At 68.4% G+C, this 23,874-nt stretch carries 15 protein-coding genes and 2 pseudogenes; 5 read left to right on the top strand and 12 right to left on the bottom strand.

Going from position 1 to position 23,874, the window contains the following annotated elements; all coding sequences use genetic code 11:
- Positions 1 to 234 precede the first annotated feature (234 nt).
- The 5 genes and pseudogenes from ACF1B9_RS35680 to ACF1B9_RS35660 form a co-directional block, all read right to left on the bottom strand.
- A pseudogene (locus ACF1B9_RS35680) lies at positions 235 to 390 on the bottom strand (transcriptional regulator); the annotation flags it as partial.
- A gap of 66 nt (positions 391 to 456) precedes the next feature.
- The gene (locus ACF1B9_RS35675) at positions 457 to 1,587 is read right to left on the bottom strand and encodes a PQQ-binding-like beta-propeller repeat protein (protein ID WP_391746646.1); all 1,131 of its coding nucleotides are present in this window, start codon (positions 1,585 to 1,587) and stop codon (positions 457 to 459) included.
- A gap of 483 nt (positions 1,588 to 2,070) precedes the next feature.
- Positions 2,071 to 2,559: a hypothetical protein gene (locus tag ACF1B9_RS35670; protein WP_391746647.1), complete on the bottom strand. Its 489-nt coding sequence runs from the start codon at positions 2,557 to 2,559 to the stop codon at positions 2,071 to 2,073.
- Positions 2,556 to 3,203, bottom strand: a complete 648-nt coding sequence (locus ACF1B9_RS35665) for a helix-turn-helix domain-containing protein (RefSeq protein WP_391746648.1) — start codon at positions 3,201 to 3,203, stop codon at positions 2,556 to 2,558. The genes ACF1B9_RS35670 and ACF1B9_RS35665 overlap by 4 nt, the downstream gene beginning before the upstream one ends.
- Positions 3,204 to 3,415: 212 nt before the next feature.
- Complete coding sequence (locus tag ACF1B9_RS35660) at positions 3,416 to 4,360, bottom strand: hypothetical protein (RefSeq protein WP_391746649.1); 945 nt, start codon at positions 4,358 to 4,360, stop codon at positions 3,416 to 3,418.
- Between ACF1B9_RS35660 and ACF1B9_RS35655 the strand changes: the two genes are divergently transcribed.
- Positions 4,345 to 5,196 (top strand): hypothetical protein, encoded by an 852-nt coding sequence (locus ACF1B9_RS35655; RefSeq protein WP_391746650.1) that lies wholly within the window; start codon positions 4,345 to 4,347, stop codon positions 5,194 to 5,196. The genes ACF1B9_RS35660 and ACF1B9_RS35655 overlap by 16 nt on opposite strands.
- 63 nt (positions 5,197 to 5,259) lie before the next feature.
- Here ACF1B9_RS35655 and ACF1B9_RS35650 read toward each other — a convergent pair whose 3' ends face one another.
- The 4 genes from ACF1B9_RS35650 to ACF1B9_RS35635 form a co-directional block, all read right to left on the bottom strand.
- Positions 5,260 to 6,252 (bottom strand): IS630 family transposase, encoded by a 993-nt coding sequence (locus ACF1B9_RS35650; RefSeq protein WP_391746651.1) that lies wholly within the window; start codon positions 6,250 to 6,252, stop codon positions 5,260 to 5,262.
- A gap of 472 nt (positions 6,253 to 6,724) precedes the next feature.
- Entirely contained in the window at positions 6,725 to 9,475 is a 2,751-nt protein-coding gene (locus ACF1B9_RS35645) for an alkaline phosphatase family protein (RefSeq protein WP_391746652.1), read from the bottom strand.
- Between the two features lie 4 nt (positions 9,476 to 9,479).
- Entirely contained in the window at positions 9,480 to 10,838 is a 1,359-nt protein-coding gene (locus tag ACF1B9_RS35640) for an ABC transporter permease (protein ID WP_391746653.1), read from the bottom strand.
- Positions 10,835 to 11,779 carry an ABC transporter ATP-binding protein gene (locus tag ACF1B9_RS35635; RefSeq protein WP_391746654.1) on the bottom strand — a complete coding sequence of 315 codons (945 nt, stop codon included), beginning with the start codon at positions 11,777 to 11,779 and terminating at the stop codon, positions 10,835 to 10,837. Before ACF1B9_RS35635 ends, ACF1B9_RS35640 begins: the two co-directional genes overlap by 4 nt.
- A 554-nt stretch (positions 11,780 to 12,333) precedes the next feature.
- On the opposite strand from ACF1B9_RS35635, the gene ACF1B9_RS35630 reads away from it, so the two are divergent.
- Entirely contained in the window at positions 12,334 to 12,738 is a 405-nt protein-coding gene (locus ACF1B9_RS35630) for a hypothetical protein (protein WP_391746655.1), read from the top strand.
- A 9-nt stretch (positions 12,739 to 12,747) separates the two neighbouring features.
- Here ACF1B9_RS35630 and ACF1B9_RS35625 read toward each other — a convergent pair.
- Positions 12,748 to 12,897 (bottom strand): annotated as a pseudogene (locus tag ACF1B9_RS35625) (ATP-binding protein); the annotation flags it as partial.
- A 280-nt stretch (positions 12,898 to 13,177) separates the two neighbouring features.
- On the opposite strand from ACF1B9_RS35625, the gene ACF1B9_RS35620 reads away from it, so the two are divergent.
- Together ACF1B9_RS35620 and ACF1B9_RS35615 are read left to right on the top strand one after the other, a co-directional pair.
- Positions 13,178 to 13,513 carry a hypothetical protein gene (locus ACF1B9_RS35620; RefSeq protein WP_391746656.1) on the top strand — a complete coding sequence of 112 codons (336 nt, stop codon included), beginning with the start codon at positions 13,178 to 13,180 and terminating at the stop codon, positions 13,511 to 13,513.
- Entirely contained in the window at positions 13,510 to 14,106 is a 597-nt protein-coding gene (locus tag ACF1B9_RS35615) for a tyrosine-type recombinase/integrase (protein ID WP_391746657.1), read from the top strand. The genes ACF1B9_RS35620 and ACF1B9_RS35615 overlap by 4 nt, the downstream gene beginning before the upstream one ends.
- A gap of 1,336 nt (positions 14,107 to 15,442) precedes the next feature.
- On the opposite strand, the gene ACF1B9_RS35610 is transcribed toward ACF1B9_RS35615, so the two are convergent.
- Both ACF1B9_RS35610 and ACF1B9_RS35605 read right to left on the bottom strand, forming a co-directional pair.
- Positions 15,443 to 16,735: a hypothetical protein gene (locus tag ACF1B9_RS35610; protein ID WP_391746658.1), complete on the bottom strand. Its 1,293-nt coding sequence runs from the start codon at positions 16,733 to 16,735 to the stop codon at positions 15,443 to 15,445.
- Between the two features lie 77 nt (positions 16,736 to 16,812).
- Entirely contained in the window at positions 16,813 to 20,205 is a 3,393-nt protein-coding gene (locus ACF1B9_RS35605) for a PQQ-binding-like beta-propeller repeat protein (RefSeq protein WP_391746659.1), read from the bottom strand.
- A 456-nt stretch (positions 20,206 to 20,661) separates the two neighbouring features.
- Here ACF1B9_RS35605 and ACF1B9_RS35600 point away from each other — a divergent pair, with 456 nt between their 5' ends.
- Complete coding sequence (locus tag ACF1B9_RS35600) at positions 20,662 to 23,439, top strand: PQQ-binding-like beta-propeller repeat protein (protein ID WP_391746660.1); 2,778 nt, start codon at positions 20,662 to 20,664, stop codon at positions 23,437 to 23,439.
- Positions 23,440 to 23,874 lie beyond the last annotated feature (435 nt).

The following is a 23,874-nucleotide window of genomic DNA, read 5'->3' as shown; positions in this document are numbered from 1 at the left end:
GCAAACGCATCCGTCGAAGGCAGCACCCGACGCCCCCTGGGCGAGGGCCTGATTTCGCTGTCCCCGGGCCGCGGACGTGACGCCCACACCGAGCAGCCTTTTGGTGAGCGACGGATCCGGCCGTACGGTGATGGGCCCCGGCCACGCCGACCCTGTCGACACCGACCGTTCCGGTTCACAGGGACAAGGGCTCCGCAGGGCTCAGGGGAACTCAGAGAGCCGTACAGGGCAGCTCTACGCGGCAAAGCCGATGCTGGTGACGTACTCGTACTGCCCCCACTGCGACCCCAGGTCGATGATGACGTCCTCCCAGACGTCGTCCAGGCCCTGGCGGTCGTCGGCCGCCCAGGCCTCGACGATGCGGTCCCAGCGACGGACATTCATCGTGCGGGAGTCAGTACACCGGCGCAGGGAGTGCCCCGGGCCGGATTCGATCCGGCGCCGTCACGGCCCCAGTCACCGACCACCCACGACATGAGAAAAGGGTGCGAACCGGGACGGTATCTGTCCGGTCCGCGCGTCGATGGCGTTCAGCCTGTCCAGGTGGGTCGAGAAAAAGGCGATGCCGTTCCAAAGGACGGGGACGGTGCCGCTCCTGGAGCCCAAGTGTCGCTTCCAACGCCGGATGCCGGTGGCTAGATCGATGGCATACAGGTAATTCATGTCCCGGCCGGAGATAACCCAGCCCGAGGTGCCGCTGAGGGCGACAGCCGAGGCGCCATTGGGGTTGGTCGACTGCCAGCGGATTTCGCCGCTGGCCGCGTCGACGGCGTAGGAGGACGCCCTGCGCGTCCGGGAGTACGGTGGCCTTTTCGTGCCGAAGTACACAGTGTCGCCCAGAACCGAGACACTTTCCTCAATGAGTCCCTCGTATGCCCGGGCCCACAAGACCTCGCCGTCTTCCGCGGCATACGCGAACAGCGTCGACTGGACGGCGGCGTAGACAACCCCGTCCCCGACGCACGGGGTATTGGACGCATACACCAAATCGCCGCCGCTCTTTACCCGCCACAGGCGGTCGCCCGTGGCGGCGTCGAATGCGGTCAGGTCGCCGACTTCACTGGTGCGGAAGATCCGTCCGTCGGCGAGGGCAGGATGGGTCAAGGAACGGTCGAAGACGTCGGTTCTCCAGAGCAATTCACCGCTGCCGAGGTCCAACGCGAACAAAGTCGAAGGGTTGGCACCGCGGTTGTACAACCAGGCGGAGTCCACCCCGTACACCACACCGTTGTCAGCCACGAGTCGTACCGGACTGCCACGGCGGTAGCGCCAGTGCTCCTGACCGTCCTCGGCACCGAGCGCGTACAGCGTCCCTATTTCGTCGGTGACACAGACAACGCCGTCACTGACCACGGGAGAGGTGTAGCCCATCCGCTCTCCGGTCGCGGTGCTCCAGCGCACGGTTCCCGTCACAGCGGACAGTGCGTAGCAGACGCCGTCCTGGGAGCAGACGTACACCGTGCCGTCACAGACGGTCGGCGACAGAAGGGCCTTGTGTCTTCCGGCCCGGAACTGCCAGGGTCGGAAATCCTGGGGGAGTGTCCCCTCGGGGTAGACCCCGTTCCGGGTCGGGCCGCCCTGCAGCATCGCCGTTGAACTCGTCATCGTCTCTCATCTCCTGGCCATCACGTGTGGTCAGTTCTCGTGCGGCGGATTTGGGTGCGCGACACCACTGCGCCGATGTTCTTCCCGCAGCCTCCGCCTAGGCTGCCCTGCCGTCTTGGGAACGAACCAAGATGGACGTGCGACGCCAAGCAAAACCGCGGCTCTCATCACTCATGGGCTCATCGTGGCATGCCCTGTCCGGGGCTTGCAGGGTGCATCTTGGTCCACAACCCGACGACGCCGCTTCATGCGACGACCGGCTTCGTTTACCCTCCTCGACCGCTCCCCAAGATCAGCGCCAGAGCCTCCAGCTCGCGAATAGAGCCAGCCCAACAGGCCCACACCGGAGAGGGAGTTCAGAAACAGGTACTCACGGGATGTCGCAACACCTGGTGGTACCGCCGCGGGCACAAGAAGGGCGCCACACCCGAGGGTGTGGCGCCGTGTCGCCGAGGCTGGCGGTGGTCAGCGGACGCGCTTGAGGCGGGTCGGCTTGGTGATGGAAGTGACGTTCCCCTTGGCTCTGGCTTCGGCCTTGCGGGCCTTCTCGTCCAGGTGGAGCTGGAAGCGGCGTTCGTACTCGTCCTCGAAGTCGCCGACGTCCAGTCGCATGTCCCGGGGCAGGGCCTTGACGGCGCGCTGCTGCTCGCGAGGGTCGTTGAAGGCGGCGATCACCGGGTGGAGCTGGAAGCGTCCGCGGCGGACCACGGTGACGAGCCGGGCGGCGACCAGGTGCTGCATGGCCCGGCTGATCACGCCGCGCTCCATCGCGAGTCCGGTGGCCAATTCGTCGTGAGTGGCGACGACCAGGCCGCCCGGCTCCTGCTCGCTCATCATGTGCAGCAGCAGCGTGTACGCGGTGGGAGGCAGGCGCGGCACATACGCGAGACCGTTGAAGCTGCCCCAGAGCACGTTGCGGCGCGGCATCCATTCCTCTGCGGCAGCGGACGTCATGACGTGGCCTTCCCTTCCCCATCCGACTCCTTGCGCACTTCCAGTTTCGCGCCGGGAGCGGCCATTGCCCGGAACGCTTCGGGTGCGTCCGGGTCCTCCATGATCTCGCGCAGCAGGTCCAACTGTTCCACCCTGTCGCCCGTACCCGCCTTGGCGCGCTTCTTCTCGCGCTTGCGCGGCTCCCTGAGCCCGCCCCGCAGCGAGGCGGCCGGATTGAGCTGGTAGACGCCCCGCTGGACCTTCCGCAGCGCCCCGTCGGCCTCCAAGACGTTGAAGACGCGGCTGATATGAGGCCGGCTGTACCCGAGATCGGCGGACACGTCCTCGTGGGTGGCCTCGATCAGCCCGCCGGGCTTCTGGGAGCCCATCAGGTGGAACAGGACCACGAGCACGAACCGGTCGCCGTCGTAGCGGACAGCAGCCCAGCGCATGAACTCCAGGCTGTCCATGGAGAACGCCTGGCCGATGAAACCCGTGCTGGAACCGACCGGGAAGACCTGGGCAGCATGACCAACGGGCAGCTCAAGGGTGGGGCCGGCGGACCGGTTGTACGCGGTGGGCGGCGGCTTCGGGCGACGCCGGCGACGGGACGGCGCATCGGGCAGCTTCGGCGCTGCGCCGCCGTCCAGGGGCCCTGAGCTCATGGGGTCGCTGCCTCCTTGATCGTCGTGACGTCAGAACCATAGCGGAGATCCGTGGCAGTACTGCCACCAAAACGCAGCAGCCCCAACACGAAAGTCACCCGTACGTCAGCCCTGGTGTGAGGTTCGGCCGTGATGTCACTGGGATGTTCGGCGTTGTGTGTCACTGTCGTGTAGGTGTATTCGCGCTGCTCGAGGGCGGTTGGATCGGTCGATCATGGTGACAGCTCCTCGAATATTGCAGTGCCGTGAAGCCGTATCGGCCGGTGTCGTGTTCGCCGTATCTCCTTTGCCGTCCTGGTTTTCACGGAGCCGTCTGGGCGTGCGGAGTGTGTCCGGCGGTTCTTGGCAGGTGCTGCGGGGGATTGCGACTTCCTCCTCAGCCCGACGATCCCCTGGGCGGCGCGGAGCCGGTAGAGCGCGTTGACCTCCAGCAGTTGGTCGACCACGGTCCGGCAGGCGTTCCCGACCTCGGATGCCTGGGTCCGGCACCAGATCGGCGTGCGCATCTGGAAGGCGATCTTCTCCGGCGGGTAGTCGCTCCTGTCGGTGCGTTTGCCCTGGGCAAGGGCGGCGTGGGTCTTGACCAGGTCGCCGTCGAGGAAGACCTGCACCATCGTGGCGGTGGAGCGGACGTCGACCCGTTGGCCGATCAGTTTCCAGGGCACCGAGTAGAGGGTGCGGCCGACCTTGATGTGGATGTCCGGCCCGACCACCGCCGTTGACCAGCGGGCCAGGACGAACGGAGTGGGCGGTAGAGGCAGCAGGGTCTCGGCTTCGACGGCCTCGAATCCCGCCATCGGCGCGGCGCCCTGCAACGGCCGGCACTGCCGTCGGCCCGCCACCTTCTGACTCCAGGTGATGGCCTCGGCCTGCATATGCTCGATAGAGGTGAACTCCCGCCCCCGCCAGAACGAGTCCCGGATGTAGGGCATCGGCCGCTCGACCCGTGGCTTGTCCTTGGGCCTGGCCGCTCGGGCCGGATCCACCAGTGCCCCGTAGTGGGTGGCGAGTTCGGCATACGCCTTGTTGATCTTCGGGTCATAGAGATCGGGCTTGTCGACCCCGGTCCGCAGGTTGTCCGGGACCAGCCGGCGCGGGACGCCCCCGAAGTAGCGGAAGGCAGCGACATGGGCCTCGGTCCATGCGTGCTGGTGCAAGTAAAGAACGGGGCGCCGACCTGACGATGCGCGCCCCGGATGCCGGAGTCCCCGCGATGCTGCTGGAGGTCGACCGCGTCAACGAGCCCGTCGACGAACTGGTGGACAAGCTGCGCCGCTACACCGACTGGTTCGAGCTCCTGGCGCCGAAGGCCGACGCGAACAAGGAGAAGGCAGCCCGTCGGCAGGGTGCGGCGGTGCACGACTTCCGGCTGCGGTCGCGGATCTACCCGGCGACGGGCCGCGAGGGGTACGTGCCGGTGGCGTTCGTGTTCACCGGGAAGACCGCCGCGCAGCGCGAGAGCCGGATGCAGCGTCTGGAGCAGGCCGCCCGCGCCTACTTCGCGGGCACCCCGCACCGGGGAGAGAGCTACACGGCGGTCGACTACCACCAGGCGGTGCCCGTGGTCGTCACCGAGCTGGAGCGCATCACCGCCGGCCCGGCCGGGGCCGCGGGCCCGGTGTGGCGCAGGCTCGGGCGCGATGAGTGGCAGATCCTGTCCGAGGCCCTGGACAACCCCGACGGCGACCGGCTGTACGCGGTGCAGTTGAGGGAGGCCCGCCGACGGCAGCAAGAGCGTGAGGCCGCCGAGCGGGAGGCCCAGCGGCCGGTGTGCGCCCGCTGCGGGGAGAAGTTCACCGATGAGCGTTGGCAGTCGATCCGGCCGTCCCGCTGGCATGAGGGAGACGAGCTGTGCGGGCCGTGCCTGAACGCACAGCATGAACAGGTGAGGGCGGAGAAGGCCGCGCGGCTCCAGGCGGAGGAAGCCGCAGCCCGGGAGGCGGCCGAAGCGGAGGCGAAGAAGAACCGCGGCCTGTTCGGCCGCCGCCGGTAGCGGCGCGCGGGCCAGCGGCCGGAGGACGTCTTGTCCGCTGTACAGACCCGAAACTCATTGGGCTCACTCGTCGAGGACGTATCGGACGTGCGGGGCTTTGAAGTAGCCAGTGACGATGTGGGGCTGGCGCTGTCGGCGGTGGAAGAACCTGCGGGTTTCAGCGGCGAGTTCGGCCCGGTTCCTGACCCGGTGGGTGTGGGGCAGGCTGCGTTTGAGGTCGGCGTTGACCAGCTCGTCCGGGTTCAGCTCGGGCGAGTACGAGGGCAGGAAGTGCAGCTCGATCTCGTCCTGGTGGTCGGCGAGCCAGGCCCGGACGGTTTTCGAGCGGTGGGCCGAGTGCCGGTCGACGATCAGGTGGACCTTGTGGTCGAAGTGTCCGACGAGCCGGGCGAGGAAGCGGCACATGACCTTCGCGTCGAACGACTCGGTGAAGACCATGAAGTGCATCCGGCCGCGGGTGCTGATCGCGGACATCGCGTTGACGGAGAACCGGTTCCCGGTGCGGCGGACGACCGGCGTCCGCCCCTGCGCACCCCAGGTGCGGCCGGTGACCTGGTCCGAGCGAATGCCGACCTGGTCGGCGAAGAGGACTTCACCGTTCTCTGCCCTCGCCCTGGCCCGGATGGCCGGCCAGGTCTCCTCGTGCCAGAGGCGGACCGCTTCCGGATCCTGCTCGACGGCCCGTTTGTCAGGACGTTGGAAGGTCAGGCCCCAGCGTTTGAGGTACTTACCCACGCCGGGCTCGGTGAAGCGGACCCGGTACAACTTGAAGATCAGCTCGCCTACCTGCCCGCGTGTCCACAGCTGACCGGAAAGCCCCAGTTCGCAGGGGGTGTGATCGAGCACGGCCTGCCGAATGGCGGCCTGCTCGGCCTCGGACAGGACCTGGTGTTCCCCCGCGCGACGACCTCGGGTGCGGGACAGCAGAGCGGCCCGTCCACCGGCTGGCCACTTGGCCCACCAGTTGTCCACTGCCCTGGCCGACACCTTGAACAGAGCGGCGACCTCTACACGGTCCCGGCCCTCCACCAGCGCGGACACCGCAAACAACCGCACAGCCTCCTGCGCATCCGGCGACCAGGTCCGCGCATCCCCACCAGATCATTCACACACCGTCAACAAGTCTGAACCCAAAGCGTCTCGGATCAATAGAGCTCCTCATCGTGTTCAGGACACACTCCCCGACAGAGTCAAGCGTTGACACACCCTCTGCGGTGTGCCTTCTGCCTTGATGTGGATGTGGTAGGCCGTCTACCCGCTGGCCTGATGCTGTGATTCGGCATGCTGGGCGAGCGCGTTGAGGGTGTCACCGGTCAGAGTGAGTACCTGCACGAACTGCTCATCGGACCTCTGGGCTCACACGTCCCAGTCTCCAGGTGTCCACGATCAAGGGGAAGCTTCAGGTGGGCAGTCCTCCGCTCGGGCAGACATCGATGGCCCAAATCCTGTATGTGCCACACCGGGGACAGAAGGGGCCTCTGGCCAGCGGTGACGCCGGCCAGAGGCCCCTTCATGCGATCAGCCTACGTCAGCCGTCGGACTCCGACGACGGGATGTAGGCGCCCGGCACGTCCTTCGGCGCGAAGATCTTGTTCTCGCCGGGGTACGGCTTCGTCCACTGGTGCGTCTCGTACCACGTGAAGTGGTTCATCTGCGCGGGGTTCGCGAAGTCGGGCACGGCGTTGGGCCCGGTCAGCCGCTGGTGCGACTTCCAGTTCTGCCACTGCGCCGCGACCGTCTGCTTGTCCGCCGGCACCCTCGCCGACGTCGGCGCGGGCGCCGCCTCGGCATCCTGCGGCGCCGGGGTGTCCGCGCCGCAGGAGGGCTGGGTGCTCAGGCCGAGGGTCAGCGAGGTCCGGTTGGGCACCGCCGTGAACGGCGTGTTGTCCGCTTTCCGGGTGAACGCCCCGAACATCGGGGTGGCCGCGCTGTCCTTCTGGTTCATCGGGTGGATCCCGAGGATCTGCTCGATGGTGCGCATCATCGTGATCTGCGAGTAGTAGTGGCTGTCGACGGTGCCGTGCTTGGCCCAGGGGCTGATGATCTGGACCGGTGCACGGTGGCCGTCGACGTGGTCGAGGCCGGCCTGGGAGTCGTCCTCGACGACGAAGATCGCCGAGTCCTTCCAGTACTTGCTGTGCGAGATCTTGTCAACCATCTTGCCCACCGCGAGGTCGTTGTCCGCGACCGCGGCGGCCGAGTTCGTCGGACCACCGGTGTGGTCGTTGGAGAACCAGAACATGTTCAGGTTCGCCGGACCGTTCTTCTCGAAGTCCTGCTTCCAGATCTCGTACTTGTAGACGTCCGGGACGTCGAGGTCGAACATCGGGAAGCCGGGCACCGACACCTTGTTGAGCGACGGGATCGCCGAGCCCGTTTGTATGGGGTAGGCGGTCTTCTGCCCGGTCGCGTCCATGTTCTTGGTGTCGCAGTACAGGTTCTGCCACGTCGCGCCGGACGGCTTGCTCTCGAACGACTGGAACTCGCCGTAGTTCTTGACGGACTTCCCAGCCGCCTGCGCACCGGTCCAGATGAAGCCGGACTTCTGGTGGCCGAGAGCGTCGTCCTCCGTGTCGTAGCTGCGCGTGTACTCACCGGCCGAGGACTCGGTGTACTCCGGGTTGTCGGCCTGCATCAGCCAGTTGTGACCCTCGGCGGAGTTCGTGCCGACGTCGTACGTGTTGTCGTACAGCCCGAACTGCCGAGCCAGCGCGTGCTGGTTTGGCGTCACGTTCTCGCCGAACTGCGTAAGCGACGGGTCGCCGTTGCCCTGCGGCATGTCACCGAAGACCTGGTCGTAGGTCCGGTTCTCCTTGACGAGCAGGAAGACGTGCTTGATCGTCGAGGGGTCGCCGAGCTTCACCGGGACCGGCACCGGCTTCGCGTCGCCCTTGCCCTGGGTGACCGAGCCGCCGTGCCAGCCGTTCTGGGTGAACACCTTGCCGGTCTCGGACTTGATGACGCTGTCGTCCGGAAGCGTGAACTGCGTCAGGCTCGACGTTGTGTCGTGGGTGCCGTGCCCGGCCTTGTTGGTGGGGCGGCGGGCGTCGATACCACGGGTGTTGGAGACGACCACGTTCTTGCCGACGGTGGTGATCTCCGCGGGGAAGTAGTCCGTCGGGAGCAGGCCGACGTAGCCGGCCGGCTCCTGGGGGGAGGTGTACCGGTAGACGGCGACCGCGTTGGCACGGCCGAGCGTCACCAGTAGGCGACCGTCGTCGGTGAGCGTCACCGCGTTGGGCTCGTAGCCGATCGACGCCTTCGGCCACGGCTGGGTGGCGATGGTCTGCACGACCTTGTCGTTGGCGGTGTTGATGACCGACACGTTGTTGTCGGCGGTGTTGGTGACGAACACCGCCCCGTTCTTTGCATACACCGCGGTCGGGTGCAGACCGACGTCGACGCTCCCGACGGCGGCGGACGGGTCCGCCAGGTCGATGACGCTGACCGTGCCGGTGGTGGTGGCACCGGTGTCCGGGTTGGCCGGCACCTGAGTGCCGTAGGAGTTCATCGTGGTGTCACCGGCCTTGGCCGGACGCCCGCCCTCGTTGCTGACGTAGAGCTTGTTGCCGACCATGGCCATGCCACGGGGGGCGTTGCCCACGGTCCAGCTCTGCTTGATGGTCCCGGTCCCCGCGTCGATGGCGACCGCCCGGTTCTGGCCGTTAACCGCGGAGTACACAGTGGAGCCGTCGGCCGAGAACACCGCCGCACCCACCAGTGCGTGCTTGGAGCCGTCGGCCGGGATCGAGATGGTCGTCGGGTTGGAGAGGGTGCCGTCCGGGTTCACGGTGAACTTGGTGTAGCCGTCGCTCTGGCCCAACCACAGCTGCGAACCGTCGGGCGAATACGTCGGGCCCTCCTGGCCGACGGCGTTGCTCTTGATGCGCAGGTCCGCCGACGCCGGGGTACCGACGCGCTGCTTCACCTGCCCGGTCTTGAGGTCCATGACGACCAGCGCCAGCCCACCGTCGGCGACCGATGCCGCGAGGTGGGTGCCGTCCGGGCTGGCCGAGGACGACATGATCTTGCCGTCGTTGATGACGGTGCGGCTGCCGTACGGGGCGATGTACTGGTCGGCGGAGACGACCTGGCCGTCAGCGGTGACCTGGCCGACCTGCTGGGTGCCGAACTGGTGCGTCTGGGCAACAGCGGTGCCCGTGACGGCGAGGGCGACAGCGATGCCCGCCGTTACCAGAGTGGTCCGGCGGCCGACGCGCCTACCGAAAAGACTGATCTGTTCCTTCTCGGTAATCCGACGCTGCCGTGTTACCTGCATGGAATTATCCCTTCGGGGTGGTGTCGAGCAGTTCGACGTTGCCGTCGAACTGCCAAAGAGGGTTCGGTGCGTCTCCGGTCGGGGTCCGCACCAGGAAGTAGCCGTTCACTTCCTTCGGTCCGTCGCCATCGGCCACGAACCGCCCGTCTGAGGCGACGTCAAGCTGGTAGATGGCCGTCCCTGCGGCCGCGACGCCGGGGAGATGCCAGGTGACGACGCAACGCCAGTCGTTGCCCGCCCCTTGGGGGGCGACCTGGCCACCGCTCTTGTTGCACGCGGCCGTGACCCGCAGTTGCGCCTCGGTGACGGCGGGGCGGTTGAGCTGCTGGGTCTGCATGCGGTAGAGGTGGGCGAATGCTGTGGCGACCGACCGCTGGACCTTGTCCTGCTCGATTCCGGAGCCCATCGACGGGGTCGCCACGGCGACCACCGCGACGGTGAGGGCGGCCAGTCCGGCGAGCGGCAGGAGTCCGGTGGTGATCGCGCGGCGCCCGGAACCGTCGTGGGCCGGGTTGGTGAAGTCGCGCCGGAGGAAAAGCAGGTACGCCAGCGCTGTCGCGAGCACGGCCCACACCAGGCTGACCACGATGGCTATCAGGAGCGGGCCGGCCTGTGCCGGGCTGGTGAACAGACCGTTCCACGAGATGAAGGCGTATCCGGGCAGGGCAAGGCGCACGGCGACGGGCAGCGGCAGCATCTGGGCGACCTGCATCGCGAGCGCGACGAGCGCGGGCAGCAGCAGTCCCATCGGGGACCGCCCCAGCGCGACGGACCCGAGCAGTCCGATCCCGGCGAGGGCCAGGGTGGGGGCGAGTACGCAGACCCAGGCGAGCAGGACCCTGCCGGCGGCGTCCACCTGCGCCAGCAGGTGGCCGTCGAGGCCGACCAGCGGCTGGTTGCCGACCGCCACGACCCCGCCGGCCGCGCTGGAACAGGCCAGCCCGGCCACGAGCAGCAGGATGACGGTGAGGCTGGCCAGTGCCTTCGCTGCGAAGATCCGTCGAGGCGACCTGACCGCCACGAGCAGGTGGCGCCAGGTGCCGAGCCGGTCCTCGGAGGCGAACACGTCGCCGGCGACCACCGAGGTCAGCAGCGGGAGCGCCCAGGTGCCCGCGAAACCGAGCATCACCAGCGGTCCGGCCCACCCTGTGGCGTGCATCCAGCGACCGTAAAGGGTGTCGACGGGGAGCGTGCTCTGCTGGCTCACCGCGACGACGAAGAGCGCCGGCGCGATCCAACAGGCGAGGACCAGCAAGCGAATCCGCCATTGCGAGACCAGTTTGACCACCTCGAAGCGGTAGCCGCGCGCCACCGAGACGCGGCGGGCACTGCCGACGTTGTTGTCGGCGATGGTCGCGGTCATCGGCCGGCCTCCTGCTGCTGCTCGGTGAGGGCGAGGAACGCGGCTTCGAGCGGCGACACCACGGGGGCGAGCTCGCGCACCGCGATGCCCGCGTGCACGAGCCGCACCACCAGTTCGTCGAGGGCGGGCACCAGCGCGCGCAGGACGAGCACCTCGGCCTCGTGCCGTGCTCCGGCGCCGTCGACCACGCGGATCCCAGCCGTGTCGACAGTCAGCCGGCGGGCGGCCTGCGGGTCGGAGGTGAGCAACCGGTAGTCGAGTTCACGGTTCTCGGCAGCCAGCTTGCTCAACGGCCCGGAGAAGGCGACCCGTCCGGTGGCGACGATGGTGACCTCGGAGCACAGCGCCTCGAGGTCATCCATGCGGTGGCTCGAGAGCACGACGCCGGTTCCGTCCCTCGCGAGCCGGGCGAGGACACCGTGTACGTGTTTCTTGCCGGCCGGGTCGAGGCCGTTGGAAGGTTCGTCGAGCACGAGCAGCCGGGGCTTGGTGAGCAGGGCCGCGGCGAGGCCGAGCCGCTGACGCATGCCCAGGGAAAAGCCGCGGGCGCGGTCGTCGGCGACATCGGTGAGTCCGACCTGGTCGAGCACGTCATCGATCCCCGTTGTCCGCGCGTCGCGGCCGCGGAGAGCGGCCAGCGCGGCGAGGTTCTGCCTGGCGGTGAGCGAGGGGTAGAGACCAGGCCCATCCACGAAGCCGGCGACACCGTCGGGAGCGACGAGCGCCCGCCCGACCGGCGTACCGAGGATCTCGAGGCGCCCGCTGTCGGCGACGGCCAGGCCCAGCAGGAGGCCGAGCAATGTCGTCTTGCCGGCGCCGTTCGGTCCGACCAAGCCGTGGATCTGTCCCTGCGTCACATCCAGATCGATGCCGTCGAGTGCGACGACGTCACCGAAACGCTTGGTGATCCCGCGAGCCCGGACTGCGTGGAGTGTGTCCATGAGCCCCTTCTTCCTAAACCTTCAAGGACCTTAGGGACGGCACACAACGCGGGCAGGAACAGCTGGTTGAACGATCACGGAACGGGAGACGACCGGCATCCGTCGCGCCGATGCCCCGCCGACAGCCTTCGATATGTCGACCGGCACCTTTTCGATGGCCGGATCGCAGAGCCCACCAGGCCATCAGACACTTGCGATCGCGAACATCGCCGCAGGTTGGAACGTAATCATCACAAGGCGTCGGCAAGTCCGCGTGCACGAAGCACCCACCATCAAGGCAGACTTGAGCAACGCATGGACGCTGCGGGTGCCGAAAACGTCATCCATCCCTGCGAATTGCAGTTCTTCGCAAACGGCCGCTGAGCGTCGGACAAGCGTGTCAGCAACACCGCTGCGTTTACTTCCGCGAGCGGTTCGCGAGCCCGTGCTCGAAGAACGTGATGGCGGTATGAATGGTGTCGGCGTACTCGCGTATGTGCAGAGGTAGGTACGGATGAACGTGCAGAGCAAGCATCCGCCGAAGGGCGCTCATGGCCATGCGAGATGATGGAGCGGTGGATCTCCGCTACTTCAATCAGACCGGCTGGACTGCCATCTTCAACGGCACCGAAACTGAGATCGGCCGCATGGTGCGAGTGGAGGCATGGGACCCGGCAACCGGAACGGCGCTTATCGTCGACCCCAAGCGAGGCGCCATGCGCCCCGTCACGGACTATGAGGACTTCTCCCACCTTGAGAGGGCCGACCAGGTGGCAGCCGCAGTGCCGGGTGGCGGGTGGCGGGCCCGCTGGAAGGACGAGGGCCCGGGGAAGACCCCGCTGACGGAACAGGTGCTCGCGTGGCTGATCACCTCGCAGGGACGGGCAACGGCCATCACGATGGACGCTCACGGGCATGTTGACGATGCCGATAGCGCCGATGCTTTCATCCCGCCGGGCGAGGAACTGGGCCAGGCTTGAGCCCCTGGATCAGGCGACTTCCGTCTCGCGTTCGATGGCCTTGAGACGGTTCCTCAGCCGGTAGCTGGGACCATTGGTGGCGACGACTTCGCAGTGGTGCAGGAGGCGCTCGAGGATCGCAGTGGCGAGGACTTCGTCCCCGAAGACCTGGCCCCATTCATCTGGGGCTGGCACTTGTTCCCTCACAAGGGTTGCCGCTGCCACCTGGCCGTATCCCGTTCCTGCGGTCCTCGTTGGTTCTCGCGGTGGCACCCCGGTTTTCCAGGTGCTGCCTTGACCGTTCAGGTGCGAGGAAGGTGTGCCGGTGGCCGAGGCGAGATTCCAGGTCATCGCGGGCGGGGCCGTCCCGCGAGAGCCCCGGGCGACGGACCCGTGGCAGTTTCAGACCGAGTGCGTTGACGCGTTCGTCGCCTCGTGGCGAGCCCGCGGGTTCAGCCCGGTGACCATCGACAACGACATTGGCCTGCTGGAGCGGACGCTGACGGCTCTGGGGCGGCCAGCGTGGGAGGTGACTCCGGAGGACATCGACCGCGTGGTGGGTGACCTGGCAGTGAAGGGCCGTGCGACGTCGACCCGGCGCGAGTACGTGCAGATCTTCAAGGGGTTCCACCGGTTCCTGCAGGCCCGCAAGGCGGCCGAGATCGAGGCTGCGTTCGGCGTCCGGCTGGTCTGCCCGGTCGACGAGTTCAATGCCTCACGGCATGTCGGCGATGACTCCCCGGCCCTGGTGCCGCCACCGACGCCCGAGAGGGTGGCGGAGTTTTTCGACTCATGAAGCAGCGGATCGCCACCGCCCGGAAGTACGGGCCGGCTGCAAGGGACTATGCGATGTTCCGGACCCAGTATCACGCCGGGCTCCGCTCAGAGGAGGCATCGCTGCTGGACAAGCCGGACGTGCACTTCAGCCGCGGCCCGTTCGGCAAGCTGCACGTCCGCTTCGGCAAGGGTGCCCACACCTCCAGGCCGCGGCTGCGCTGGGTGCCCATGCTCGACGGCCTGGACCTGATGCTGCGGTGGTTCCTGGAGGACGTGCGGTCCAAGTTCCCTGATTCTCCTGTGCTGTTCGCCGACGAGTCCGGCGGCGCCCTGCATCGCGGAACGATCCGCAACCGGCTTCGCTATCTCATGGAGCTCGAAGGGCGCCCGCCCGCAGAGAGGTTCAGCCCGCATGCCCTGCGCAGGGCATGCGCGACTCACAACTACGAACGCGGCGTCGACCTTGTGGCGATCCAGCAGATGCTCGGTCACTGGACGGTCAGCTCAACCATGCGCTACGTCCGGCCCTCCGCAACGTTCATCGAGGATGCCTATCAGCGGGCCGTCGCCAGCACCCTGGCCGAGCTGACCGGGAAGGACACCACGGCATGAAGATCCAATGGCGGCTGCGGATGGCGGCCGCCCAGAGTGAGGTGTGGACCGGGACCGAGCTGCGGCGGCTGCTGGCCGAGAAGGCCGGCCTGGAAGATGACCACGCTGGCCGCGTTGTGCACGGCGCTGGAGTGCACCCCCCAACGACCACACCACACCCGTTGAACGGCCCATCACACCGCCCCGGCCCGTCGCGGAGGTGCCGCAGGCCGCCTCCGCCCGGGGCCGGTCGATGCCTCCCCTGTGACCGGCGGCGACCACCGTGGGCAAAAGACAACGGGACTGCATCGCCTGCGGCGGACCCGTCGGCTATCGCCACCGCCAGCACTGCTGCCGATGCTGGCGCCGAATGCAGGAGCAGGCCACGAAGGCGACATGTCCGTCCTGCGGCAAAGACCGGGTCCTCCAAGAAGACACCGGCTGGTGCATCAGCTGCTCGCGCGTCTGCGACCAGTGCGGCCATCCCGTTCGGTCGGCTGGTAACCGGCTCTGCCGGGACTGCCGCAGTAAAGCCGAGCGGCTCGCCGCCCAGCAGCCCTGCCCTCGCTGCGGCAAGCCAGGCTATCTGCGGGAGGACACTGGCTGGTGCGGGTCCTGCTCGCGTCCGGGTCCGGCGAAGAAGCCGCCCCGGATCTGCCGCGAGTGCGGTCAGCTGCGGCGGCATGCCGGACTGGGCCTGTGCTCGGCCTGCTGGCAACGGCACCCAGGCCGCCCCTTCATCCGCGGCGAACACCTCCGCGGCCAACTCGCCGATCCGCCCGCCTGGCTCGAAGACTTCGTCGCGCATGTCGCGGCCCGCTTCTGCGTCGCCCGGGCCTGCGGCCTCGTCACCGACCTGGGTCGGCTCCTGAACGACGAGCACTCCAACTCGCCCCAGGCCCTGCTGGAGCGAGCCCGCAGACCCGGACGCTCGATGGGCTCCTTCGCCCGCGCGCTGGAGGACTTCTTCACCCTGAGCGGCCTGGCCCTGCCCACCGACCAGGCCGAACGGCTCGCTGCCGGGCGGCGCAAGCGCCGCATCGACGCCGTCCCTGAACGGGGGGGTGTTCCACGTCCACGACCTGCACAAACAGCTCGGCCTGCCCACCGACGAGCCCTCGATCAACGTCACCCGTTCCCGCCTGGGACGACTCGCTCGCCAGGGATTCCTCGCCCAGCCCGGACGCGGCCGCTACCAGAAACGGACTTAACGCCCTCTCAGGCGACCACGAACGCCGCCTGAAACCACACAAACCGGCCGCTACGCAACTCGGAACAGCTCAGCCGGGAGCCCGTTGCGGTGCCGGGCAGGAGGTAATGCGGGCAGGTCGGCGAGCGCCGCGACCCTTGTCCTGGGTCACGATGCGAGGACGCGGCCGGCGGCGACGGCTGATGCCACGGTGCCGCCGATGACGACGGCCCAGGCAGCGACGACCGGGACGCGAGTGCTCCAGATGCGCAGCGCGGGCGAGTTCGTCGCTCGGGCGAGGAACGCGTCGCGACCACGAAGTACCGCAAGGCCGACGCCTGTCAGGGTCAGCGCCATGCCGGCCCCGAACGCCGCCACCATCGCGAATGCCGCGCCGACCCGGCCGGTCAGCAGTCCGCTGAGAAGGACAAGGAACGCCGATGGGGAGGGGAGCAGGCCGCCGGATGTGCCGAGCAGCAGGATGCCGCGCCAGGTGAGCAGAGACGTGGACGTCGGTATGTGGTGGCTGTGGTCGTGGTGGTGATCATGGTCATGCCCGTGGTGGTGACCATGGCTGTGGCCGTGCTTCCGGTTGATCAGGTGGCGCCGGAGCAGGCCGATGCCCACGGCGACCACGACCAGGGCTGCGATCAACTGCAGCCAGTTCGTGACTGCTGCGACGTCCGGTGCGTGCTGGGCGGCGAGCCACCAGCCCACGGCGAGTACGGCGACCGATGCCGTGTGCATGATGGCCACGATGGCGCCGAGCCACGCCGCGTCCCGTGCTCTGCCCTGGCCGCCCACGAGGTACCCGGCCGCGAGCGACTTCCCGTGACCGGGGGCGCAGGCGTGGAAGGCGCCCACCGCTGCCGCGACGAGAAGGGCCAGTGGCAGTACGACACCGTGGTCCAGCAGTGCCGCAAGGTCCGTGGTCCACACCGTCGTCGGCGCTGTGGTCGCAGTGGCGGCGGAGCTGCTGGCTCCGCCGAGGGCGAGGGTACGGGTGGGGTCGCTCGCCGTGTGCAGGCCGCCGCCGCCCGTCTTCGTCACCGAGATCGTGCGATAGGCCGAGTCGGTGTCGGTCAGCGCGGTGATGGTCAGGGTGACCGTGTCCACGGGTTCGGGGCAGGTGTAGTGGATCAGGGCGCCTTTGCTTGCTAGTTGCAGGGTGTCCACTGCGCCCAGCCGGCACTCGCGCCCATCCTGGTGCACAGTGATGTGTGAGCCGAGATAGGCCGCGTCGTCGCCCCTGGCCGCCTGGTGCAGGACGTCCACGTCGTTGCGCTGGGCCGACCAGATGATCTCGACGGTGCGGCCCTCTGCCTTGACCTGGGCGACCGGCGGTGTACCGAAGGGGTGCGCCTCGACCGTGCCTGCGGCGCCGAGCAGTGCCAGTGCGGCGGCCAGGCCGATCAGCAGGAGACGGGCGGCGTGGGTGCGGATGGTGCGGAGGGTGTGCACAGTGGTGGTCCCGTCGGGGGTGGAGCGCCGCGAGTTGCCTCCCCCCTGGCAGGGGGAGGCAACTCGCGGACGGTTGATCAGTGGTCGTTACCGCGCAGGTGGCGGGCGGCCAGTGCGTGGAGCGTGCCGTCGTCGGTGAGTGCGAAGACGTAGTCACCGCTGACGGAGAGCGCCGAGGTCACGGCGGCTCCGAGGTTGTACTCGGTCAGCAGCTTGCCGGTGGCGCGGTCCAGGACGACCAGGCGGCCGTCGCGGGTGCCCGCGTACACCAGGTCCTTGGTGACCAGGGCGTGCATCGCGGGCGAGTTGAGGTTCCCGGTGCACCCCACGGGGCTCCTGCCGGGCTGGTAGCCGACCGTGGTCTCCCAGATCGGCTTGGACGGGTCGGCCGCGGTGGTGTCGTAGGCGCGGATGGCGCCGTCGCGGCTGGCGACGTAGGCGGTGGTGCCCCAGATCGCGGGGCTGGTCAGCGGGGCGGGGCCGCTCTCGCCGCAGCCGCTGCCGCCGCCCAGCGGGGACTGCCACTGCACCGCACCGGTGCCGAGGTTGTGGCCGCGGACGCCGCTGTTCGTCATCGTCACCAGCTGCGGGTCCCCGGTGGCCGGGTCGGTCAGGGCCGGGGAGGAGTGGCTGGCGATGTCGCCGTTGGTGTCCTTCGCCCACAGCTGGCGGCAGCCGACGAGGTCCATGGCGACCACCGTGTTACTGGAAGCGGTGTGCAGGTAGGCGATGTCGGAGCCGGCCTGGCGAACCGCCGTGCTGTGGAACTGGCCCCAGCTCGTCGCGCCGTTAAAGCCGCCCAGCAGGTCGCCGGTCTTGGCGTCACGGCACTCGACCTTGCTCCAGTTCTGGTAGACGGCGACGGTGCGCTGCTCGGCGTTGAGATCGAAGACGGTGACCGGACCACCGGCCCGGCCGTACCGGCGGACGGTGTCGCCGTGCTGCTGCTCGTCCTCGATCTTCTGCCAGACGACATGGCCGTCCTCGGCGTCCAGAGCATAGATCCGGCCGACCGCGGTGGTCAGATAGACCTTGCCGTCGTGGTAGGTCGGCGCCGACTCGGCGTCACCGTCCAGGTAGGTGCGCCAGATCTCGCGGCCGGACTTGATGTCGTAGGCCAGCATCATGTGGTGCGGCGAGTCGAACGCCCTGGAGGAGACGATCACCTTGCCGTCCACGACGACCGAACCGTTGAGGTTGAACTGCTCGCCGGTGTTGGCCGCCCACTGCAGGTCGAGCTCGGTGCCCGGGTCGTCGGCGCTGTCGGAGCGACCCGCCTCGTCGCGACCCTGACGCAGCCAGTCCTGACCGGCCTTCGGCTCGGCGATCTTGCCCTCGGGCACCACCGTGAAGGTGTTGGTGACGGTGGGCCACGCCTTGCCCCGCGTGTCAACCGCGGTCATCTCGGCCGTGTAGGTGTCCGGCTGCATGCCGGGGAGCTTGTCGCTGATCCGGGTCCCGGAGGTCCGGGCGGCCGGGCAGGGCTCGGGGGTGCCACCAGGAGCTGTGTAGCAGTTCTCGATACCGGTCTTGCCGACCTTGGTGCCGAACTCCATCCGGTCCTTGTGCCAGCGGATCTGGCCGCGAGAGTCGCGAATGGTCAACGAGGCCGTGGCCGGGGTGCGCCCGGCGTCCTCGGTGTACAGCTCGATCGGGATTCCGGCGCTGTTGCCGTGCACACTGCCCTGGGCGGGGCTGACCAGCCCGACCGCGTTGCGGACGTCGAACTGGCGGTGGGTGCCCATCACATAGCCGGTGTCCTCGTTGCGCTTCGTGCTCGGGTCATCGTAGATGCCCTTGAAGTCGAGGATCTTGAAGTCCGCGCGGGCACCGTCGATGCCGTACTCGCCCTGGTTGTTGATCTCAACCGAGCGGTCGAAGGCACCACGGCGGTACTCGGCCTGCTGGTTGTGGCCTGCGGCGAACATCCGCACGTCGTACTTCGACAGTTCGTCGACGGTCGGCTGCATGCCGGCCCCCGGACCCCACTGGGTGAACAGCGAGCGGTGTGCGAAGACCAGCACCTGCTTGCCGACGGCGTGGCGCTTGAGGTCCTCGCGCAGCCACTCCAACTGCGGCTTCAGGCCACTGGAGTCGTAGTTGTCCTCAAGGACGACGATGTGACGGCCGTTGCGGTCGAAGCTGTACCACTCCGGGCCGAGGTTGCGGCGGTAGTACTCCATGCTGCCGCCATAGCCCTTGGAGGTGGCGGTGCCGCCGACGTCGTGGTTGCCGACCACGGGGTAGAAGGGCATGCCGAGCTTGCCCTCGGTCAGGCCCTTGCGCAGGATGTCGTAGCCGCGCTGACGCCGCGGCTCCTCTGCGTAGTCGGTCACGGTGTTGTCACCGGTCGTGATCGTCATGGTGGCGCCGTCGACCTCGGACATCGCCTCGACCTGCTTGGGCCACCACTTCGACGCGCTCTCGGCGGCGCCGTCCGTGGTGTTGCTGACCTCGATGTCGGAGTTCATCACCCACTTTTCGGTGGGGTTTGCAGCGTTCTTGTCCTTGACGAGGGCGAAGTCGATGCCGGAGCCGCCCTCCTCCGGGACCTTGTGGAAGAACTGCGGGATGTAGTCGTCACGCAGTGCGGGGGTGTAGCCGTTCGGGGAGACGATGCTGATGAGGTCGGTCTCCCGGCGGGTCGGGTCCATCTGCAGGCTGTACGAGCCGTCAGGGCCGGTCGTCGTCCAGGCGGAGCCGTCCGTGACATCGACCCCGGGCATCGGAGTCTCGCCCGCGTCGCGCTTGCCGTTGCCGTTGGTGTCCTCAAAGACCGTGCCGGTGACGGCGACGGTGTTCGCGGTTGCCGCTGCCCCCTCGAGGAGCGGCGCCGCCGCGGCCACCTGGGGAGCCAGGCAGGACAGCGCCACCGCGCCGATGGTGGCCAGCTTGACCCGCTTGCGGTTGGCGCCGACCTTGGCGGCCAGCTGGGCGAGCTGGAGCCGCCCGGTGCGGATCTTCCACACCGCGAGCAGCAGCGCGGCGGCCAGCGCGATGCCGAGCGCCACCACTGCCCACGGGAAGGTGGGGAGCGCGTGGGCACCCGATGCGTCGACAACGGGGGTCTGCGCGTTGGCGTTGGCCGTGGTGCCGTCGAACTCGGCGACGACCTGGGTCAGCCCGCCCTGCTTGAGCATGGCGCTCAGGTCGAGCTTGTCGACGTGGCAGTTCCACGCGAGCTCGACCACGACGCCGCCAGGTACGCCGCCGGAGTCTCCGGCGATGCCGGAGCCGGTTGCAGGGCAGCTCGATGTGCTCAGCAGGCGCGAGGCCCAGGCGCCCGCGTTCTGCGGTGACACCACGTCACGGTGGACGATCAGCCGCCCGCTGGTGACGTCGTTCTTGGTGGAGATGACGATTTCGCCGTGCTGCGGCGACACATGCGCCGCGGCGGGCTGCACACAGAAGCCCAGGATGGAATAGAGCAGCGCAAGGCCAAGCCCTGCTGCTCTGCGTAGGAATCTCATGGGCAAGGAAGCTAGCTTGACTGGACAAGTTTCGGATCCCAGAAAGGGTGATCTTCATCGAACGGTCCCGGGGAATTCATGCGAGGACGGGTGAGGCCGCGACCCGGGTCGAGGGTGCGGCAGCAGCGCGGGGAGGTCAGTCCCGGAATCGTGTGTACCGGCTGGACGGGTTCGGACGTGCCGACTCTGCCGCTCGCTGCGCACAGCTCGAAAAGCCGTCTTGCGGAGACACGCAATCATCGCGCGTGGTACGCCGCTGCAACACCTACCGGACACCTGCCGCGGATCTCCTGTGGTGAGCAGGGTTGTCCGAACAACTCTCCCTATCGCAAGGAGTGCAGCGTGCCCTCTTCCCGCATCCGGTCTGCAGTAGTGGCCGGATCCTGTGCCGTTGTCCTCGCTGTGGTCGGCTCGCCGGTCTCATTCGCCGCACCGACCAGCAGTGCCCAGTCGGCCGTGAGCGCATCCACTCTCACCCTGAACACCCAGCAGCCTCAGGTGGGTCAGAAGCTGAGCTTCAGCTACGCCACCGACGCTCCCAGCGCCACGAACTGGATCGGCATCTACCCGGCGAACCGCAAGCCCGGCGACGGGGCCTCGCTCACCTGGGTCTACGTCCCGGACGCCAGCGGCACCGTGACCCTGGACACCTCCGGCCTGTCGGCCGGCTCCTACTCCGCGTACCTGTTGGCCAACGACGGGTACCAGGCACTCGCCGCGCCGGTGAACTTCGACATCACCCCCCGCCCGCCGCGCCATGCCACCGTCCAGGGCACCGTCTTCGAGGACAAGAACGGCGACGGCACCCAGGACAAGGGCGAGGAGGGGCTGGCCGGTGTGTCCGTCTCGGACGGCGCGACCATCGTCCGCACCGACAGCAACGGCCACTACACGCTCTCCGCTGACCTCAACCAGTGGAACCACACCATCGTCGACATCACCATGCCGCGCGGCTACTCGGCCACCCTCGGCAGCAACCGGGTTCAGCGCTTCTACCGCGACCTCGGCTCGCCGCAGGCCGACGCCACCCCCACCCAGAACTTCGAACTGCGGCGCGACAAGTCGAGCGAGCGGCCTGACTTCACCTTCGCCCAAATCACCGACACCCACGTCACCAGCCCCGACGGTCCGGAGTCGCCCGCGGACGCTGATGGCGTCACCCCGGGGAAGCTCACCAAGCAGCTGGACGACATCGCCGCACTGCCGACCAAGCCGGCCTTCGTCCTGGCCACCGGAGACCTCAGCGGCGACGGCGCGCCCTCCCACTGGCAGGCATGGCTCAAGGGCACAGCGAACTCCAAGCTCCCGATCTGGCCGGTGACGGGCAACCACGACCACGGCGGCGGAGACACCGACGGCGTCGGCAACTACCGCTCGCTGCTCGGGCCTGCCTGGTACTCCTTCGACTACGGCAACACCCACTTCATCCAGCTCGAGAACAACGGCGGCCTCGGCGATCCGGTGCAGTTGGCCTGGTTGAAGAAGGACCTGGAGCTGAACGGCAAGAACGCCGACGGCACCGGCAAGCAGATCGTGGTCAGCCTCCACGAGCCGCTGGACACCCCCGACCCCGGCGGCTCCACCGGGCAGATCAACGCCCTGCTCGGACTTCTCAAGGGGTACGACGTCAAGGCCTTCTTCAACGGCCACATGCACACCAACTTCACCGACTCCCACCTGATGGATGGTGCGGTGGAGTACAACACGGCCTCGTCAACCTACAACGACGACCATTCGCCCATCGGCTTCCGCGAGGTCACCATGCACGACGGTGAGCTGAAGGCCGAGTTCCGGATGTACAACCAGGACCACACGATCGCGGCCACCTCGCCTGCGCCCGCCTCCCAGGTCGGCCAGGGCCGTACCGAGTTCCAGGTGGACGCCTACAACACCTCCAGCCATGTGGTGCGGGTCGAGGTGCGCATCGACGACCACAAGATCCCGAATCTGCGCCCCACCGGCAAGTTCTCGTGGTCGGCACCGTGGGACACCCGCCACCTGGCACTCGGCGACCACACCGCCAAGGTCACCGCATTCGACGACGCGGGCAAGAGCTGGTCCACCACGAGTCGCTTCACCGTCGTACCGAAGGCCGAGCAGGTGCGCCCGGGCGCAGACGTGCCCGAGTTCCACGGCGACGGCCTCCACACCGGAGTGCAGCCCGGGAGCCTGAGCTCCGGCAGCCTCACCAACGCCTGGACCCACCGCACCGGCGCCACCATCGGCATGTCCTCCCCGGTGGTCGCGAACGGAACCGCGTACATCGGCACCTGGGACACCGACGGGTCCAAGGGCAACGGCGTGGACGCCGTCGACGTCGCCACCGGCCGGACCAAGTGGCACTTCGCCACCGACAGCCTGGTCCAGTCCACGCCCGCGGTGCACGACGGGACCGTCTACGTCACCGAAATGCGCGGCACCCTGACCGCGCTGGACGCGGCGACCGGCGCGAAGAAGTGGAACTACACCCTCCCCGGATCCTCGGAGACCGGCCGCTACGACGGCTATGCCTACGGTGGCGCGACGGTCTCCAGCTCCACCGTCTATTACTTCGGCTACACGACCACGGGCAGCCATCTCGTCGCCGTGGACACCGCCACCGGCAAGCAGCTGTGGAACTCCCCGGTGGACAGCGGCTGGTGGGACAGCAGCACCCCCACCGTGGTCGACGGCAAGGTCTACGTCCACGACAGCCGCGGTGGTCTGCGCATCTACGACGCCGCCACCGGTAAGCAGTTCGTCTCCGCCGGAGGCGTCGGCGGCGTCCACCATTCCACTCCCGTGGTGGCCGACGCACGCGTGTTCACCACGGACATGAGTAACAACCTCCTGGCCCGGGACGCCACCACCGGCAAGGAGCTGTGGCGCTACCAGAGCGACGGTGTCTCCAAGGATGACGCTGCCCAGCCCGGTGCCTCCGTGGCGGTCGACGGCCACACCGTCTACGCCGCCTTCACCAACGGCCGCGTGGCCGCTTTCGACGCCGCCACCGGCACCAAGCTCTGGGACTTCCAGAGCGGCAGGGCCTTCGTCGGCTCGCCGACCATCAGCGGTGACACGTTGTGGATCGGCGGCACCGACGGCCACCTGTACGGCCTGGACAAGACCACCGGCGCCAAGCTCCAGGACCTCAACGTCGGCGCTCCCATCCTGTCCACCCCGACCGTCACCGGTAACACGCTGCTGATCGGCGCCTGGGACGGCAACCTCTACGCCTTCACCGCCCGCGACTGACGCTCCCGCCGCACCGAATCCGAGCCGACTGCGGCCCCGGCACACCGCCGGGGCCGCAGTCGCCTGGTTCCGCAGCCCGCAGCCCGTCTCGGCCGGGGGCAGCCCCGACCGGGTCCCGGAGGAGCGCGGCGGCGGACGCTGTGCGGGCGGCCCGCAGTTCGCCGAGCGCGGAGACAGCGGCCCGCACCAGCGTCGACGCCACTCGCGGGCGACGGCCGAGGGAAGGTGAGGCGACGCTGAGGGCAGGCCCGCAGGGGAGCGCAGATCCCTCCGCCACGCGGCGCCGAGTCGATTCCCGGACGGCCGGTGCGCAGCAATACGACCCGGGTCCTGGCCGCCGACGGCGGGCCCGGCCCCGGGGGGTGACGGGGGGGTGTGTCAGGCGGGCCGGGGCTGCGGGGGGGCGGGCCGTGCCGCCCGGGCCGGTAGCACCGA

Origin of the sequence: Streptomyces sp. NPDC014727 (assembly GCF_043083485.1) — a bacterium.
GTDB lineage: Bacteria > Actinomycetota > Actinomycetes > Streptomycetales > Streptomycetaceae > Streptomyces.
The sequence above is the reverse complement of the archived record's forward strand: the minus strand, read 5'-3'. Positions and strand labels throughout refer to the sequence as shown.